The sequence below is a fragment of the Actinomadura sediminis genome (assembly GCF_042675525.1).
Classification (GTDB): domain Bacteria; phylum Actinomycetota; class Actinomycetes; order Streptosporangiales; family Streptosporangiaceae; genus Spirillospora; species Spirillospora sediminis.
Map to the genome: position 1 here is coordinate 25,438 of NZ_JBHTJA010000059.1, position 17,691 is coordinate 43,128.

Annotated in this window: 13 protein-coding genes, 1 tRNA gene, 1 pseudogene and 1 CRISPR repeat array; of the genes and pseudogenes, 6 read left to right on the top strand and 9 right to left on the bottom strand. The window is 70.4% G+C overall.

Annotated elements, in window-relative coordinates; genetic code table 11:
• Entirely contained in the window at positions 1–1,194 is a 1,194-nt protein-coding gene (locus ACFQ11_RS24620) for a hypothetical protein (protein ID WP_378302586.1), read from the top strand.
• Positions 1,195–1,216: 22 nt separating this feature from the next.
• Here ACFQ11_RS24620 and ACFQ11_RS24625 read toward each other — a convergent pair whose 3' ends face one another.
• Both ACFQ11_RS24625 and ACFQ11_RS24630 read right to left on the bottom strand, forming a co-directional pair.
• Complete coding sequence (locus tag ACFQ11_RS24625; RefSeq protein WP_378302588.1) at positions 1,217–2,863, bottom strand: 3-hydroxyacyl-CoA dehydrogenase; 1,647 nt, start codon at positions 2,861–2,863, stop codon at positions 1,217–1,219.
• Positions 2,864–2,985: 122 nt separating this feature from the next.
• Positions 2,986–3,213 (bottom strand): hypothetical protein, encoded by a 228-nt coding sequence (locus ACFQ11_RS24630; RefSeq protein ID WP_378302590.1) that lies wholly within the window; start codon positions 3,211–3,213, stop codon positions 2,986–2,988.
• A 200-nt stretch (positions 3,214–3,413) separates the two neighbouring features.
• Between ACFQ11_RS24630 and ACFQ11_RS24635 the strand changes: the two genes are divergently transcribed.
• Entirely contained in the window at positions 3,414–4,622 is a 1,209-nt protein-coding gene (locus ACFQ11_RS24635) for an acetyl-CoA C-acetyltransferase (protein WP_378302592.1), read from the top strand.
• Positions 4,623–4,654: 32 nt separating this feature from the next.
• On the opposite strand, the gene ACFQ11_RS24640 is transcribed toward ACFQ11_RS24635, so the two are convergent.
• Complete coding sequence (locus ACFQ11_RS24640) at positions 4,655–5,281, bottom strand: TIGR03086 family metal-binding protein (protein ID WP_378302594.1); 627 nt, start codon at positions 5,279–5,281, stop codon at positions 4,655–4,657.
• Between the two features lie 328 nt (positions 5,282–5,609).
• On the opposite strand from ACFQ11_RS24640, the gene ACFQ11_RS24645 reads away from it, so the two are divergent.
• Both ACFQ11_RS24645 and ACFQ11_RS24650 read left to right on the top strand, forming a co-directional pair.
• Complete coding sequence (locus tag ACFQ11_RS24645; protein WP_378302596.1) at positions 5,610–7,757, top strand: (Fe-S)-binding protein; 2,148 nt, start codon at positions 5,610–5,612, stop codon at positions 7,755–7,757.
• 130 nt (positions 7,758–7,887) lie between these two features.
• Entirely contained in the window at positions 7,888–8,670 is a 783-nt protein-coding gene (locus tag ACFQ11_RS24650; protein WP_378302598.1) for a ZIP family metal transporter, read from the top strand.
• A 98-nt stretch (positions 8,671–8,768) separates the two neighbouring features.
• On the opposite strand, the gene ACFQ11_RS24655 is transcribed toward ACFQ11_RS24650, so the two are convergent.
• From ACFQ11_RS24655 to dcd, 4 genes and pseudogenes are all read right to left on the bottom strand, one after another.
• The gene (locus tag ACFQ11_RS24655; RefSeq protein WP_378302600.1) at positions 8,769–9,617 is read right to left on the bottom strand and encodes a glycine betaine ABC transporter substrate-binding protein; all 849 of its coding nucleotides are present in this window, start codon (positions 9,615–9,617) and stop codon (positions 8,769–8,771) included.
• Positions 9,618–9,696: 79 nt separating this feature from the next.
• A pseudogene (locus ACFQ11_RS24660) lies at positions 9,697–10,482 on the bottom strand (ABC transporter permease); the annotation flags it as partial.
• A gap of 73 nt (positions 10,483–10,555) precedes the next feature.
• Positions 10,556–11,821 (bottom strand): quaternary amine ABC transporter ATP-binding protein, encoded by a 1,266-nt coding sequence (locus tag ACFQ11_RS24665; RefSeq protein ID WP_378302602.1) that lies wholly within the window; start codon positions 11,819–11,821, stop codon positions 10,556–10,558.
• A gap of 199 nt (positions 11,822–12,020) precedes the next feature.
• Positions 12,021–12,596: a dCTP deaminase gene (gene dcd / locus ACFQ11_RS24670; RefSeq protein WP_378302604.1), complete on the bottom strand. Its 576-nt coding sequence runs from the start codon at positions 12,594–12,596 to the stop codon at positions 12,021–12,023.
• A 78-nt stretch (positions 12,597–12,674) separates the two neighbouring features.
• Here dcd and ACFQ11_RS24675 point away from each other — a divergent pair.
• Positions 12,675–12,748, top strand: a tRNA-Gly gene (locus tag ACFQ11_RS24675).
• Positions 12,749–13,290: 542 nt separating this feature from the next.
• Positions 13,291–13,650: direct repeats of the CRISPR family, unit length 30 nt; unit sequence GTTGCGAACCCTCGTAGGGGCGATGAGGAC.
• A gap of 454 nt (positions 13,651–14,104) precedes the next feature.
• On the opposite strand, the gene ACFQ11_RS37855 is transcribed toward ACFQ11_RS24675, so the two are convergent.
• The gene (locus tag ACFQ11_RS37855) at positions 14,105–15,334 is read right to left on the bottom strand and encodes a type IV secretory system conjugative DNA transfer family protein (protein WP_449193601.1); all 1,230 of its coding nucleotides are present in this window, start codon (positions 15,332–15,334) and stop codon (positions 14,105–14,107) included.
• Between the two features lie 110 nt (positions 15,335–15,444).
• Between ACFQ11_RS37855 and ACFQ11_RS24685 the strand changes: the two genes are divergently transcribed.
• Positions 15,445–16,068, top strand: a complete 624-nt coding sequence (locus ACFQ11_RS24685; protein WP_378302606.1) for a DUF6000 family protein — start codon at positions 15,445–15,447, stop codon at positions 16,066–16,068.
• Positions 16,069–16,079: 11 nt separating this feature from the next.
• Here ACFQ11_RS24685 and ACFQ11_RS24690 read toward each other — a convergent pair whose 3' ends face one another.
• The gene (locus ACFQ11_RS24690; RefSeq protein ID WP_378302608.1) at positions 16,080–17,594 is read right to left on the bottom strand and encodes a hypothetical protein; all 1,515 of its coding nucleotides are present in this window, start codon (positions 17,592–17,594) and stop codon (positions 16,080–16,082) included.
• Positions 17,595–17,691 lie beyond the last annotated feature (97 nt).

Sequence of the window (17,691 nt, forward strand, 5' to 3'; positions counted from 1 at the left end):
ATGGACGAGTTGAAGGCGATCGCCGACATGCTGGACGAACCCCCCACCCGGACGGCCGAGGACGAGGGCCGCCGCCGGCTGCGGCGCGAGATCGCGAACCCCTCCGGCGGGCGCGGCCGGACGCGGGCACGGTTCGGGTGGCCGCTGAAGACCGGCCTCGGCCTCGTCGCGGCGGGCGCCGCGGCGGCCGTCGCGGTGTCGGTCCTCGGGCCGGGCGCCGCACCCCCGGCCCCGGGCGGTACGCAGGCCGCCCCGGTGGACCTCGGGAAGCAGGCCGTTCTGGCCGCGGCCGAGAACGCCGCGAAGCAGCGGACCGGCAAGTACTTCTACATCCACCACACCAGCGGCCAGTCGTACGTCGTCCCGGCACGGACGGGCGCCTACGCGCTCGTCGGCGCGCGCAGCGAGATGTTCGTCGTGACCGGGTTGGAACCGGGCATGAAGGTGACGTACTACGGGCGCGAACCCGCCCCCCGGCTCTGGACGGCGGCGGACGAGGCGGCGTACGCGAAGGCCGGTTCACCTGCGAAGGTCGAGGTGTGGTCGGGCGACAAGGCCCTCACGTTCGACATGACGGAGCAGGCGAAGTGGGACCTGAGCGGCACCGGCCCGATCAAGGACCAGCTCGGGGAGTTCACCATCGAAGAGCTCCAGAACCTGCCGGCCGACCCGGAGGCGCTCGCCGAACGGTTCTTCGACGACGAGGAACTGGTGAACGAGATGTTCGGCGGGCGGGGGGGCAAGGACGTCCCCGCCCGCTTCAAGACGCCGGAGTTCGCCGCCGCGACGAAGATCCGCGCGGTCGGGTGGCGGCTCGGCGGGCTGCCGATCCCGCCGAAGGTGCGGGCCGCGCTGATGAAGGCGCTGATGGCCGAGCCCGGGGTGCGGGCCGTCGGCGAGACGACGGACCCGCTCGGCCGCAAGGGCGTCGCGCTGACGTCCGGTGACCGGACCGTCGAGGTCACCGGTGAGTTCGGCACGCCGCCCGAGCGGCAGGGCACCTACACCAGCCGCCAGGAGATCGTCTTCGACAGGGCGACCGGCAACGTCCTGGCCATGCAGAACGTGCTGACCAAGCCCGGCGGCCCCTACAAGGACCGCGAGCCCGGCTTCATCATCGACTTCGAGGCCGTCCCCGAGATGGGCTGGAGCGACGGCAGGCCGACCCCGCCGCGGAAGGTCCCCGGGTCCTGAACCGACCGTGCCGTCCGGCCCGTCAGGAGAGCAGGTCGGCCGGGCGGGTGCCGGTCTCGGTCAGGGGGAGGCCGAGGCCGGCCCGCTCGGTCAGCCAGGTGGACGGCCGGTACCGCGGGTCGCCCGTGCCGGCCGACAGCCCCTCCAGGATGTCGAGGACGACCTCCGCGCCCACGTGGTCCCCCCACTCCAGCGGCCCGCGCGGGTAGCCGAGGCCGAGCCGGACGGCCGTGTCGATGTCCGCGGGACGCGCGAGGTCCTGTTCGGCGATCCCGCACGCGACGTTCACGATCGACGCGAGCAGCCGCTGCGCGACCGGCGCCGGGCCGTCCCGCACGACGCTCACCGGACGCCCGGTCGCCGCGAGCGCCGCGACGGCCGACCGTCCCGCGGCCCGGTCGACGGCCGGGTGCACGCCGAGGGTGAGCCGCGTGAAGAACCCGCCGAGGGGGTCGACGCCCAGCGTCCGCTCGACCGGCAGGCCGTCCTGGACGGCGATCGCGCCGCCCGGCTCCCCGTACGGCGTCACCAGCACGATCGCCCGCCCGGACGGTTCGTCCCCGGACTCGACCTCGACGCCCGCCGCCGACAGCAGCGCGCCCAGCGTCTCCCGCGCGCCCGGCTCGCCGCCGCCCGCGCCGGCGTCCTCGTGGATCCACACGGGCCGCCGCTCGGCGTCCGCGGGCGCCGCGACCTCCGCGGGCTCCCGCTTCACGCCGTCCGCGTACGCGTAGAAGCCCGCGCCGGTCTTGCGGCCGAGCAGCCCCGCCTCCAGCCGCGCCCGCCCCAACCGCGACGGGCGCAGCCGCGGCTCGGTGTAGAAGCCCGTCCACACCGACTCCATCACGGGGTGCGAAACGTCCATACCGGTCAGGTCGAGGAGCTCGCAGGGGCCCATCTTGAGGCCGAGGACGTCCCGGGCGATCCGGTCGACGTCCACCGGTTCGGCGACGCCCTCCGACAGGATCTGCAGCGCCTCGGTCACCAGCCCGCGCCCCGCGTGGTTCACGAGGAAGCCGGGCGCGTCCGGCGCCCGCACCGGCTCGTGGCCCAGCCGGCGGACGAGCGCGGCGAGCGCGTCCGGGATCCACCCGGCCGTCCGCGCGCCCGGGATCACCTCGACCAGCCGCATCAGCGGCACCGGGTTGAAGAAGTGCAGGCCGGCGAGCCGCGACGGGTCCGCGAGGGCCGCCGCGATCGCCGTCACCGGCAGCGAGCTGGTGTTGGTCGCCAGGACCGTCCCCGGCGGGCACGCCTTCTCCAGCGCGGCGAACAGCTCGCGCTTGGTCTCCATGTCCTCGCGGACGGCCTCCACGACGAGGTCGCACTCGCCGAACGGCGTCAGCGGCTCGCCCACCGGCCGCAGCCGGCCCTTCGCGGCCGCCGCGTCCTCCGCGGACATCCGGCCCTTCGCGACGAGCTTGTCGAACATCCCGGAGACGTACTCGACGGCGTCCCGCACCGCCTCCGGCCGGACGTCCGCGAGCTCGACGGTCACGCCGCCCGCCGCCGCGAGCTGCGCGATGCCGCGCCCCATCGCCCCGGCGCCGATCACCCGGAGCGTCCGCACGTCCCGCGCCCACCGCTCCGCGTCCCGCACCGCCGAGCCGTCCCGTTCCGCGCCGCCCTGCACCATGCCCGCGTCCTGCACCATGCCCGCGTCCTGCACCAGCCGTCTCCTCGCACCCGTCCGTCGGGACGATGCTACGGGTGCGCTCCGCGCCGGGTCCGTCCCGGTGCTTTCAGGGGCCGGCGTTCACGGGCGGGCGTTCACGGGCCGGCGTTCACGCGTCAGTAGCCGCCGCCGTCTTCGTCGTCCTCGTTCTGCCGCTGATCGTCCCGCTCGTTCTCGTCCCGCTCCTGCTCGTTGTCGCCGTCCTCGCCGCCGCCGCACCCGGCCGTCACGGCCGCCGTGGCGCCCAGGACCCCCGCCACCGCGACCGCCGGAAGCGACGCCGGCGTCACCGCCGTCACCACGGCGAGCAGCGTCTTGAGCAGTTTCATCGGCACCCCGGCCATCGAACCTCCCAGTCCCGTGCGGGCGCGTCCCGGACCGGACGCGCCACGGGGGTGCTACCCCGGGCGCCGCCGGTCTCACCCGCCCGCCCGTGGACGGCCGCGCAGACCCTCCACTGGGCGGAAGCCCGGCGGGCATCCGGCCGGAACGACCCCATAACCTGCGGAGTGCGTCGCCAGTCGTCGAGCTGAGGAGCATGCCCATGCGCGAAGCGGTCATCTGCGAGCCGCTGCGGACCCCCATCGGCCGGTTCGGCGGGGTGCTGAAGCCGGTCTCGCCGGCCGAGCTGGCCGCCACCGTCATCCGGGCCCTCCTGGCGCGCACCGGCCTGCCCGGCGACGCCGTCGACGAGGTGATCCTCGGGCAGTGCAACCCCAACGCCGACGCGCCCGCGATCGGCCGCGTCGCCGCGCTCGACGCCGGGCTGCCCGTCGAGGTCGGCGGCACCCAGCTCGACCGCCGCTGCGGCTCCGGCCTGCAGGCCGTCCTCGACGCCGCCATGCAGATCCAGACCGGCGTCAGCGACGTCGTCATCGCGGGCGGCACCGAGAGCATGAGCAACGCCCCCTTCTACACGACGAAGGCGCGGTGGGGCGTGCGCGGCCCGTCCATCGACCTGCACGACGCGCTCGCCCAGGGCCGCGTCACCGCGGGCGGCGTCAACCACCCCGTGCCCGGCGGGATGCTGGAGACCGCCGAGAACCTGCGGCGCGAGTACGGCATCGGCCGGGAGGAACAGGACGAACTGGCCGTGCGGTCGCACGCGCGGGCCGTCGCGGCCCAGCGGGACGGACGGTTCGCCGACGAGATCGTCCCCGTCACGATCAAGGGGCGGAAGGGCGACACGGTCGTCGACACCGACGAGCACCCGCGCCCCGACACGTCCATGGAGGGCCTCGCGAAGCTGCGTCCGGTCCTCGGGAAGAACGACCCCGAGGCCACCGTGACGGCCGGGAACGCCAGCGGGCAGAACGACGCGGCGGCCGCGTGCGTCGTCACGACGCCCGAACGCGCCGCCGAGCTCGGCCTGCGCCCGCTCGTCCGCCTCGTGTCCTGGGGGCGCGCGGGCGTGCCGCCCCGCACCATGGGCATCGGGCCGGTTCCGGCCACCGCGAAGGCGCTCGCCGCCGCCGGGCTGACCCTCGCCGACATGGACCTCATCGAGCTGAACGAGGCGTTCGCCGCGCAGGTCCTCGCCGTCGCCCGCGAGTGGAGGCTCGCGGACGGCGACTGGGACCGCGTCAACGTCAACGGGTCCGGCATCTCGCTCGGCCACCCCGTCGGCGCGACCGGCGCCCGCATCCTGGCCACGCTCGCCCGCGAGATGGACCGCCGGGAGGCCCGCTACGGGCTGGAGACCATGTGCATCGGCGGCGGCCAGGGCCTCGCCGCCGTCTTCGAGCGGGTCTGACCCCGCGGCCGTCCGGACCCCGGCGCCTCCGGTCAGGGCGCCGGGGTCCGCCGCACGGGGGACTGGTTCGGCGGGGCCCAGCCCGGGTCCCGCCCGGTGAGCGCGATCAACCGGTCGAGCGGCTCGGCGTCCGCCGGCACCGCGACGGCCGGGCCGAACAGGCCCTCGATGCCCGCGCCGCCGCTCTCCTCGACCGACGGCCCGACGAACGCGAGGCACGCCTCGATCTCGTCCGCCCCGGCCTCGTAGGACTGCCCGGTGGCGCGCGCGACGTCCCAGCCGTGGACGACGATCTCGTTCAGCGCGACGTTCGCGGCGACCTCGCCCGGCATCTGCACGCCCCCGGCCTCCGTCATCCCCTCCCAGGCCGCCGGGTCGCGCCACGCCGCGGCGAGCCCGTCCAGTGCCTCGGGGATCTCCACGCGCCAGCCGGGCGCGAGGTTGGCCGCGTCGACGTCCGGTCGCCGCGAGCCGCCCTCGGGCCACTTCTTGGCCGCGGCCTCGGTGAACGCGATGGACAGGCCGTGGACGTGGTCGAGGAGCGCGGCGAGGTTCATGTCCGCGCACGGCGTCGGCATGGCCAGCGCGGAGTCGGGGATGGCGGCGAGCAGCCCCGCCAGGCGGCGGGTCGCGGGGCCGTGGTCGGTGGTCGGCGTCATCGTGCATCCTCCATGGACGGTGAGCATGGACGGCGAGCTGGACGGCGAGCGGACCGTGCCCGGTCCTGTCCCGGTCTTCAGGATGCGGACTCCCGGCCGGCGCGGAACTCATCGATAGTCGGAGGGGAATCGGAGGAAATCGCTTCGCCGACGGCGCCGTATACCGGGGGAGGGGCCGCCGGGTACGCTCCGTCCTGGTCTGCGACGGTGCCGGCCCGGGTGGGTGACGCATAAGCTACTACCGAGTAGTATTCGGGACCCGGATGAGGTGCAGTCTGTCACGAGCCCTACGCTGACTGCCATCGCCCGTACCCAGGAGGACGGAACAGTGTACTGGATCACGTTGATCATCGGGCTCGCCGGACTGGCGGTCACGCTGGCGCTCGCGGGGCGGCGGGTGCTGTTCCTGTACAAGACCGCCATGGTCGGGCAGCCCGACCCGGAGCGGACGCTTCAGGTCAAGCGGGAGCCCAAGAAGGCCGTCGAAGGCCAGGCGGTCGAGGTGCTGGGGCAGCGCAAGCTGCTGAAGTGGACGATCGCCGGCGCCGCGCACTTCGCGGTGATGTGGGCGTTCTTCCTGCTCGCGACCGTCTACCTCGAGGCGGCGGTGCAGCTGCTGTTCGGGCTCGACGCGCACATCCCGGGCCTGCAGACCTGGGGCCCGATCGGGTTCGTCCAGGACACCATCGCCCTGGCGTGCTTCGCGGGCCTGGCGGTGTTCACCGCCATCCGCATCAAGAACTCCCCCAAGCGCATCGGCCGGCAGTCCCGGTTCAAGGGCTCGCACCTGTCGGGCGCGTGGATCACGCTGTTCATGATCTTCAACGTGATCTGGACGATGTTCTTCTTCCGGGGCGTGGAGGTCGCGCGCGGCAACTTCGGCTACAACGGCGCCGCGTACTTCTCCCACCTGACGGGGAACCTGTTCGAGGGCATGTCCGACGACACCCTCCACGTGCTGGAGGCCGTCGGTCTCCTCGCGCACCTCGGCGTCGCGTTCGTGTTCCTGGTGTTCGTCGTCAACTCCAAGCACCTGCACATCTTCCTGGCCCCGCTGAACGTCATGTTCAAGCGCCGCCCGGACGGGCTGGGCGCCGCGCAGCCGATGATGTCGGGCGGCAAGCCCCTCGACTTCGAGGAGGCCGACCCGGACGAGGACGTCTTCGGCCGCGGCAAGATCGAGGACTTCACCTGGAAGGGCTTCCTCGACATGGCGACCTGCACCGAGTGCGGTCGCTGCCAGTCGCAGTGCCCCGCCTGGAACACCGGCAAGCCGCTCTCGCCCAAGATGGTCATCCTGGAGCTGCGCGACCACGCCCTGGCCAAGGCGCCCTACATGCTCGCCTCCGAGGAGGAGCGCGAGAAGTTCACCGACGAGCAGAAGCTCGCCATGCAGGTGGACAAGGAGCTGGTCGCCGACGACGGCGTCATCCACCCGGACGTCCTGTGGTCCTGCACCAACTGCGGTGCGTGCGTCGAGCAGTGCCCGGTCGACATCGAGCACATCGACCACATCCTGGACATGCGCCGCTTCCAGGTGATGATCGAGTCCTCGTTCCCGTCCGAGGCCGGCGTCATGCTGAAGAACCTCGAGAACAAGGGCAACCCGTGGGGCATGTCCGAGATGAAGCGCCTCGAGTGGATCGAGGAGCTCGACTTCGAGGTCGAGGTCGTCGACGACAAGGTCTCCGAGGACACCGAGTACCTGTTCTGGGTCGGCTGCGCCGGCGCCCTGGAGGACCGGGCCAAGAAGACCACCAAGGCCGTCGCCGAGCTGCTGCACATCGCGGGCGTCAAGTTCGCCGTGCTCGGCCCGATGGAGGCCTGCACCGGTGACCCGGCCCGCCGCCTGGGCATGGAGTTCGTCTTCCAGATGCTCGGCCAGCAGAACGTCGAGACGCTCAACGACGCGGGCGTCAAGAAGATCGTCGCGACGTGCCCGCACTGCTTCAACACGCTGGCCAACGAGTACCCGCAGATCGGCGGGAACTACGAGGTCGTCCACCACACCCAGCTGCTCGCGCACCTGGTCGAGGAGGGCAAGCTCACCCCGGTCACCCCGATCGAGGAGAACATCACCTACCACGACCCCTGCTTCCTGGGCCGCCACAACAAGGTCTACAAGCAGCCGCGCGACATCATGGCGACCGTCCCCGGCGTCAAGACCCAGGAGATGCACCGGCACAAGGACCGCGGCTTCTGCTGCGGCGCCGGCGGCGCCCGGATGTGGATGGAAGAGCGCATCGGCAAGCGCATCAACACCGAGCGCGTCGACGAGGCGCTGGAGACGAACCCCGACACCGTCTCCACCGCGTGCCCGTTCTGCCTGGTCATGCTGGGCGACGCGATCAACGAGAAGAAGAACGAGGGCGCGGCCAAGGAGTCCCTGGAAGTCGTGGACGTCTCCCAGCTCCTGATCCGCTCCATCAAGGGCGAAGGCACCACCCCCGAGAAGGAGCCCGTCGCGGCCGAGTAACCGACGCACGCGCGCGCGGCCCCGTCCCCGGTTCGTCCGGGGGCGGGGCCGTTCGCATGTGCCGGACGGTCAAGCGTTCTGTAGCCCGCCAAGGACGGGTAGGAAGATCCACGCGGGTAGGGATCGGCTCATGGCCGTCCTCGTGTCCGCGCTCGCGTTCTTCATGACGCTCGCGGGCGGCTTCGCCGCCATGCGCGTCCGCGACCGCCGGCACCTCGTCCTCGGCTTCGCCGGCGGCCTGATGCTCGGCGTCGTCGCGTTCGACCTCATCCCCGAGTCCCTCGAACTCGCGGGCACGCACGTCCTCGGCGTCCCCCTCCCCATGATCACGTTCGCCGCCGGGTTCCTGCTGCTGCACGTCGTCGAGCAGGCCGTCGCGATCCACCGCGCCCACGAGGACGAGTACGCCCCGCACGTCCACGCCCACGGCGAACCCGGCGGGCACCGCACCGGGCACGGCCACGGTCACCCCGGCGGCTCCCAGGCGGGCCTCCTCGCCGCGCTAGCGCTCGTCCTGCACAGCCTCGTCGACGGCATCAGCATCGGGCTCGGCTTCCAGTCCGGGACCGACGTCGGCGTCGTCGTCACCCTCGCCGTCGTCACGCACGGCTTCGCCGACGGCTTCAACACCTTCACCGCCGCGTCCCTCGACCGCACCGACCGCCGGCCCGCCCTCGCCCTGCTGTTCGCCGCCGCCCTCGCCCCCGTCGCGGGCGCCGCCCTCACCACCCTCGTCAGCGTCCCCGACGCCGTCCTCGGCCCCTACCTCGGGATGTTCGCCGGGGTCCTGCTCTACCTCGCCGCCGCCGAGATCCTCCCCGAGGCCCACAGCCGCCACCCCCGCGTCCTCACCCTCTGCGCGACCGGCCTCGGCCTCCTCGCCGTCCTGGTCGCCGTCGGACTCGCGCACTGACCCCCGGCAACGGCAGAGGGCCGTCCGGTTCGCACCGGACGGCCCTCTGACACCCTGCGTAACGTCCCAGGTCGGGCGGGACGTTCAGCGGCGCGCGATCAGCCCGTCATGGACGTCGCGAAGTTCGGGTTCGCCTTCAGCCACTCGTCCACGGCCTGCTCGGGCTTGCCCTTGTACTTGTTCTCCATGAGGTCCTCGAGGGTCCCCAGCTGCTTGTCGTCCATCTTGAACTTCTTCAGCCAGCCGGCGACCTCCGCCTGCTCCTCGCTGAAGCCCTCACGCGCGACCGTGAAGATCGTGTCGGGCTTGCCCATGGCGCCCTTCGGGTCCTTCAGGTCACGGATGGGGAACTTCGCGTAGGCCCAGTGCGGACGCCACAGCGTGACGACGATGTCCTCCTTGGCCTCGATGGCCTTCTGCAGCTCGGTGAGCATCGCCGGCGTCGACGACGTCTTCACCTTCCACTCGTCGTCCAGCCCGTACGCCGGGAGCATCTCCTTCGAGGACACCCGGTACAGGCCCGAGCTCTGCTCGATGCCGACGATCGTCCCGTCGTACTCCCCGTGCTTGCCCTTCAGGTCCTCGAGGGACTGCAGCGGCGAGTACTCCGGCACGGCGATCGTCAGCGGCGCCGAGTCGTACCAGGACCCGACCTTCTCCAGCTTGTCGCCGAACTGCTTCCAGTAGTCCTCGTGCGTGCCCGGCAGCCAGGCGTCGAGGAACAGGTCCACGTCGCCCTGCGCCATGCCGGTGTACAGCGGCCCCGTGTCGAGCGTCTTGATCTCGACGTCGTAGCCCTTGTCGGTGAGCAGCTTGTCCCACAGGTGCGTGGCCGCCTCACCCTCGGCCCAGCCCGAGACCATGCCGATCGTGATGCTCTTGTCGGCGTCGCCGCCGGAGTCCTCCGACCCGCACGCCGCGGTGCCGAACGCCAGCGTCAGAGCCATGGCCCCGATCGCAAGACCCTTGAATTTCAGGCGCATGCCCGTCCTTTCCTTGTGTTGCGTACCTGGCCGACGGCCCTGGTCAGCCGACCGCGGTCGCGCGCGAGACGCTCGAGCGGTCGCCCAGGGCTCCGGTGAGCCGGTCCAGGAAAATGGCGAGCACGACGACGGCGATGCCGCCCTCGAACCCGGCGGCGACGTCGACGCGCTGGATGCCACCGAGCACCACCTCGCCGAGGCCGCCCGCGCCGACCATGCCCGCGATCACGACCATGGACAGCGAAAGCATGATCAACTGGTTGACGCCCGCCATGATCGACGGCATCGCGAGCGGAATCTGGATGCGGGTGAGGATCCTGCCCGGCGGCGTCCCGAACGCCTCACCGGCCTCGACCATCTCCGGGTCGACGCCGCGGATGCCGAGCTCGGTGAGCCGGACCCCCGGCGGCATCGCGAAGACCACCGTGGCCACCATGCCCGGCACCGGCCCGATGCTGAAGAAGAAGATCGCCGGGATCAGGTAGACGAACGCCGGCATCGTCTGCATCAGGTCCAGCACCGGCCGCAGCCCCCGGCTCACCATCTCGTTGCGCGCCGCCGCGATGCCCAGCGGGATCGAGATCACCACCGCGACCACCGCCGACACCAGCACCAGCGCCAGGGTGTCCATCGCCGGCTCCCACAGCTCGATGCTGTCGATCAGCCCGAACCCGAGCAGCGCGAACAGGCCCACCTTCCAGCCCGCCACGAGCAGGCCGAGCAGCGCGAGAATCGCCACCAGCACCAGCGGCGGCACCGACAGCAGCCCCTCCGCGAGACCGTCCACGGTCGTCTCGCCGGCCGTCACGATCGCGTCGAACAACCACCCCAGGTGGTCGTTGCACCAGCCCACCATCGTGGAGAACCACTCGCCGACCTCGATGCGCGGCAGTTCCACCGCCCTAGTCGGTGTCACTCTTGCCGCCCTCCTTCGTCAGCGCCAGCTCCGGGGCCACGACGTCCTGCACCACGGCGTCGTCCACCTGCGTGTTGATCGCGCCCAGCGCGGCCAGCAGCGTCACCCGCGGGATCACGCCGAGCAGCGTCCCGTCCTCGTCGGTCACCGGGACCGGCAGGTCGCTCTCCGCGCACCGCGCGAACAGCTCCGCCACCGGGGTGTCCGGGGCCACCGGCTCGGGATCCTCCGCGTCGATCAGCCCGTCGAGCTTGTCCACGCCGTCCTGCACCGCGTCGGCGACCTTCGTCGCCCGCACCCGGCCCCGCAGCTTGCGGTCCCGCGACACCACGAACGCCGCGGACGTCTGATGCTCGCGCATCGTCCGCAACGCCGTCCGCGGGCCCGTCGTCGCGAGCACCGTGACCAGCGGCTTCTCCATGACCGACGACGCGGTCAGCACCCTGGTACGGTCCACGTCCGCGACGAACTGCGCGACGTAGTCGTTCGCCGGATCGGTCAGGATCTCCTCGGCGGTGCCGATCTGGACGATCCGCCCCTCGCGCATCACGGCGATCCGGTCGCCGATGCGCATGGCCTCGTTCAGGTCGTGCGTGATGAACACGATCGTCTTGCCGAACCTGGCCTGCAGGTCCAGCAGCAGATCCTGCACTTCCCGGCGGATCAGGGGGTCGAGGGCGCTGAACGCCTCGTCCATCAGAATGATGTCGGTGCCCGAAGCCAGCGCCCGGGCGAGCCCGACACGCTGCTTCATGCCGCCCGACAACTGCCCGGGAAGCTTGCTCTCCCACCCCTCGAGTCCCACCAACTTGAGGAACTCACGGGCGGTCTTCTCTCGTTCTTCTTTCGTGACACCGCGTACTTCGAGCCCGTACGCGGCGTTAGCCAGAACCGTTCGGTGAGGGAAGAGCGCGAAGTGCTGGAAGACCATGCTGACCTTGTTCTGCCGCGCGGCCCGCAGGGCCTTCGGCGGCAGTTTGGCGATGTCCTGGCCTTCGATCTCGATGCTGCCCGCCGTCGCCGGCAGGAGCCCGTTCAGCATCCGGATCAACGTGGACTTCCCGGAGCCCGACAGCCCCATGACCACGAAGATCTCGCCCTGCTTCACCTCGAACGTGGCGTCCACCACGGCGGGCGTGACGCCGATCTTGCGGATCTCCTCAAGGTCCGCGCCGTTTTTGATCCTCCGTTGTGCCTCGGTCGTCTTACGGCCGAACAGCTTTGTGACGCCTTCCGCGCGGAGTATGGACACGATCTCCTTCCGGGTTCCCACGTCCAAACGGCGCGGAAACGGGTCGCCTACACGTCCAGGCGCCCGGACTCGACGAGACTCACGTAAAGAGACTGTCAAGCGAACGCCAACACTCTGCGTCGCTCGAAACTACCTGCTGAGGGAACATGTTTCATCTTTTGGTGAGTTCCGTCACGTTAAGGTCACAAATCAGACACGTTCACACCTTTGTCCGGTGGAAGTTCAGGTACGACCGCGACGGCGTCGGCCCCCGTTGCCCCTGGTAGCGCGACCCGTACTCGCGCGACCCGTACGGGTGCTCGGCCGGCGAGCTCGTCCGGAACAGGCACATCTGCCCGATCTTCATGCCCGGCCACAGCTTGATCGGCAACGTCGCCACGTTCGACAGCTCCAACGTCACATGACCGTTGAACCCCGGGTCGATCCACCCCGCCGTCGAGTGCGTCAGCAGCCCCAGCCGTCCGAGCGAGCTCTTGCCCTCCAGCCGCGCCGCCAGATCGTCCGGCAGCCCGAACACCTCGAACGTCGACGCGAGCACGAACTCCCCCGGGTGGAGCACGAACGCCTCGTCCGCCTCCACGTCCACCGGCCGCGTCAGGTCCGGTTGCTCCATCGAGGGGTCGATGTGCGGGTACTTGTGGTTCTCGAACACCCGGAAGTACCGGTCCAGCCGCACGTCCACACTGGACGGCTGGACCATGCTCGGCTCGTACGGGTCGATCTTGACCCGCCCGGACTCGAGCTCGGACCTGATATCGCGATCGGAGAGCAGCACGCGGAAACGCTACCCGGTCCACACGCCCCCCGCCGATCCGGTACGATGGCGCAAGCGCGGACGGCGACCCCGTCCCACGCGGGTGTAGTTCAATGGTAGAACTTCAGCTTCCCAAGCTGACAGCGCGGGTTCGATTCCCGTCACCCGCTCCACAGTCTCCGCAGGTCAGAGCCCTGCAGCACGCGCAGCGATCGCGCCTTCAAGATCGTATGTCAACCAGATGTCAATCAGTCTCCGTGTGACCACGCGAGACTGTGACCCACGCCACACCACCTCGCGACATGTGCAGCGACCCGGCGCTGAACAGCGGCGCAGGCCCCACAAGCCTTCTCAACGAGGTCTCGAGCCCAGCCGGATCCCAAATGAACGCGGCACATCACAGGGCCGCTGAGGCACAAACGGCGCGTGCACCCGTCCCCGCTCGACGCGTTGTGATCTCTTGTATGGGCGACGAGGATACAAGACGACGGCCTACCAGCGGCGCTTCGACGTCACGTTGCGAACCCCCTCAGGGACGATGACAGCTGGAGTTCAAGCCCGCGGTGGAACCGGTGATCAAGGCATTGCGAACCCTCGTACGGGCGGATGAGGACGACCTGCTTCCGGAAACCGAAAACCGAGGACGCCGCGATGTTGCGAACCCTCGTAGGCGATGAGGACCCGGGTACGACGGCACGGCGGACCGGGTCCTCTAGTTGCGAACGCTCGTAGGGGCGATGAGGACGGAGACCGATTGAGCGTCCACGCCGTCGCCCTGGCCGTGTTGCGAACCCTTGTAGGGGCGATGAGGACTCAAGGACGGCGGGGAAGTCACCCTGGAGGTCAACTAGTTGCGAACCCTCGTAGGGCCGATGAGGACGCGATCACCAGATGGGCCTGATCGTCGAGCAAGCGTTGCGAACCCTCGTAGGGGCGATGAGGACGGCCGGGCCCCGGCCGGGACCTGCCCGCCCTCGGGGTTGCGAACCCTCGTAGGGCCGATGAGGACTTCGGCCATCGGCCCTCGTTTTCGAGGTCCGTAAGGTTGCGAATCCTCGTAGGGCCGATGAGGACCCCGGCGTCCGGGAGCCCATCAGCCGCAGTGATGACGTTGCGAACCTCGTAGGGGCGATGAGGACCCGATCCCCACGACAGCGAACGCCCCCCGTTCACGTTGCGAACCCTCGTAGGGGCGATGAGGACGACTGCCTGCGCGGCTGCGGCCACCGGCACCGCAAGTTGCGAACCCTCGTAGGGGCGATGAGGACGCGCCCACCCGGGCCCGATCCGGCCGGACAAGTGTTGCGAACCCTCGTAGGGGCGATGAGGACTTCCTTTATCCCGGAGCCTCAGAACCCCGGAACGCGTTGCGAACCCTCGTAGGGGCGATGAGGACGACTGCCTGCGCGGCTGCGGCCACCGGCACCGCAAGTTGCGAACCCTCGTAGGGGCGATGAGGACGCGCCCACCCGGGCCCGATCCGGCCGGACAAGTGTTGCGAACCCTCGTAGGGGCGATGAGGACTTCCTTTATCCCGGAGCCTCAGAACCCCGGAACGCGTTGCGAACCCTCGTAGGGGCGATGAGGACTGGATGGCTACCCCGACCCGCTGTCACCCGGCGGGCTGTTGCGAACCCTCGTAGGGGCGATGAGGACGCGCGGATCCGGGACCCGATCGTCAGCGGACGCGATAGTTGCGAACCCTCGTAGGGGCGATGAGGAGCTTTGGCGGCGGTGCGGGCGGTCTGGTAGATCCCGTCGCGGGTCTCGACGGCGCCGTTCTGGGTTCCTTTGAGCGAGGACGCCATGAGCTGGAACCCGGCTTTCTGCAGCAGCTCGATGGGGGTGGGGACGGCGGGTTCGTCGAGCCATTGCGCGACGTGGTGCAGGGATCGTCCGGAGGTGGCGGCGGCGAGGAACAGCGCGCAGAGGAGGTCTTGGGCGGCGGGTCCCCACAGGTCTTTCTTCTGGCCGTCGTCGACGGTGAGGACGAAGTGCCCGGCGAGCCGGTGGGCGTCCTCGACGGTGGTCAGGCCGTTGAGGGGGTTCCACCACCAGGTCTGCGGCTGGTAGGTGATGTGCTGCGGGTCGAACAGCCAGCTGCGCCCGCCGGTGCGTTCGGCGCGGACGGCGGCGATCGCCGACCACAGGTCGGCCTTGTTGCTGGTGGCGATGACCGCACCGGGCGCCGACAGCACGTGCGGGATCGACTGCGTGGTCGTCTTGCCCGATCGCGGCGCCATGAAAGCCACGACGGTGTCCTCCCACGACGTGAACAACGTCGGGCCGCTACGGTCACCGGGCAGAAGGACGTCCCCGAGAACTAGGCCGACGTCTTCGGGTGCGACGTCGCCCGGGGCAGTGTCGCGCAGAGAGCGGCGCAGGCTGACGGCCTTGTTCGCCGTCGCGTCCGGTTGCAGCGCGGCGAGGCCGGGGTTGTCGGCGAGCGCCGCCACCGCGTCCCCAGGGTGTGGATAACGCGCGGAGATACGTCCCCACCCGACCCAGATCCCGGTCGCGATGGCGGTGACGAACAGCGCGAGGACGAGCAGGACCAGCGGCGTCGGCGTGCCGGGCCACGCGATCTCGGTGTCGCCCTCGGCGATGGCGAACGCGAAGTCGGCACCGAACGGTATGACCCGTCCACCGGCGAGCAGCGCGGCGACCTTGGCCGCAGCCCACGCGATCCACAGCCCGACGATCGGCGCCCAGCAGGCGACCAGCACGAGCCATCCACCGGCCGCACTGGAATGGAACATGGACGCCCGTGGCCCGAGCGCCCGGCTCACGCGGCGCCTACCAAGGAAGCGACCGAGCGCGAAGATCGCGAGCGTTGTGCGTGGCAGTGACTGGAGAGGAGAATGCCGCTGTGACCAGCAGTCTGCCGGATTATCCCAGAGAACTTGTTCGCCATTACGTCATCGCGAACCCGAGGCCGGGAGTAGGCCGCTACCTGGACCTCCTTCACGGCAACTTCACCGGACTCTCCGACCACGAGCGCAGTCGTTTCCTGCAGGATCTGAGGCGCGACGCACGGCAGATAACCAATGACGAGCTCGAGTTCCTGCTGCATTCGGGCGAGCTTGCCGGCTGGCGTGAACGGCTCACAGCCGCATGGCTCATCGGCATCAGCCGGCGTGTCCAGTTCCGAGAATCGCTGGCTCGGCTGCTGATGGACAGCGAGCTCACGTACGCGGGCCAGGGCTATTGCTTCGCCCTCGCCCGTTTCGCAGAACCCAAGGACGCCGACGTCCTGACCGCCTACCTGGACCATTACCTGCCCAGAACCGATTGCCACTACGACCAGCATTGGGCGATCGGCGCGCTGCTTCATGTCGATGACCGGCTCGGGACCGACCACAGCGGCCGTTTCCTCAAAGCCGACGGGCTTTGGAGCCGGTCCGCCTTCGGCAAGTTCGATCCGCATGAATACGGGCGCCGGATGGCCGAGGTCTGTGGCTACGTGGAACGGCTGGACCCCCTGGACGCTTGATACTGCGCGGCTCATGCGGTTCCTCGGATGGCCTGGTCGGTGTCGTAGAGGTCGGTTTCGGCGCCGACGAGGGACAGTTCGACGGGGATGCCGAGCCGCTCGCCGGTCTTGATGAGGTACTTGCCGCGTCCCGGGTGACGGGCTCCCGGCTGCCACGAATCGGGCGCCGACCAGGAGCTGACGAGATGCTGTTCGGGGCCGGTGAGCGGGGTGATCTCGTGGACGCGGGCCAGCTCGCGGGGTGGGAGTCCGGCCAGGACGATGATGGCGGAACGGTCGGCGAATCCTTTGACCTTCGCGCGGTCTTCTTCGGTGGCGAGGGCGTCGAGGTCGGCGAGTGAGTGCGTGATCATGATGGAGGCCATGCCCTTGGCTCGGTTGAGGCGGGTGAGGGCGTCGGCGTGTTCGACGAGGCCGGGTGCGCCGCGTAGGGCGCGCCAGAGTTCGTCCATGACGCCGAGGTAGGAGCGGCGTGGGGCGGCGCCGAGTTCGGCCAGGGCGGTGGCGGCGTCGACCATGCCGAACGCGTACGCCCAGGTGCACAGCATCGCGGCGGTGAGGAGTTTGTCGCCTGCGGCTCCGACGCGGGAGATGTCGACGCTGATGGCGGGCGCATCCAGATTCAGGGGGCGGGTGGTGGGTGAGTCAAACACTCCGGCGAGGGAGCCGGTGATGAGTAGATCGAGGGTGAACACCAGGTCGCGAGTCTGGGCGCGGTAGGACGTGTCGGTGTCGGTGCGGGCTGCGGCCCGCAGCTCCGCGGGGCCTTCTTCGACGATGCGCAGGACGTCGACGATGGTGGGTTCGTGGTCGAGGCGGTCGTCGAGCAGGTCGATGGCCTGCCCGAGCACGACTTCCTCGGCGTTGGTGATGCGTGCTTCGCGCACGAGCGTCGCCAGCGCTAGCAGCAGCGACAGCCGCCGGGATCGCACTTCCCATCGGAGCGTTTCGGCGTCGGCGCCGGTGAGGCGTCGCCGGGCTTCGTCCAGCGGTCCGGCGTCGAGGGGGTTGATGCGGTCGGCGCCGCGTCCGACTCGGATGACCTGGCCGCCGAGGTATTCGACGAGGCGCGTGTAGTCGGGCTTGGTGTCGCCCAGGACGATCGGTGTGGTTCCGGTGGCGACGGCGCCGGTGACGAGCCGTTTCACCAGCGTGGACTTGCCGGTACCGGGTTGGCCGAGGACGAACATGCCGGGGTTGGTGACGAGCCCTTCGCGTAGCCACGCGAGGGGGTCGAGGCAGACGACTTCGCCCCAGAGTTGGTGGCGTCCGACGGGGGTGCCGGCGGTCGGCGTGCCGGAGCCGGCGGTGAAGGGGTAGAGGCCGCAGGCTTGGCTGGTGGTGGCTTGGTACTCCGGTGCCGCCTGGATGTGCGCGGCGCGTCCGGCGCCATGCCCGCGCCAGCCCCAGGCGGGGGCGAGTGGCTCGGCCATCGCGTGCTGTTCGACGTGGTGAGTCATCGGGAACTGGTGCTCCAGGTTCAGTGGATGAGGCGGCGGGCGAGGGTGGGAGGGCAGATGCCGCATGGCAGGGTGGTGGCGAATCCGGCGGCCTGGCTGCCCCACATGCGGCGCAGGCGGATCTTGGCCGAGTCCGCCGCGGTCTCCACGTGCGCGACCGCGC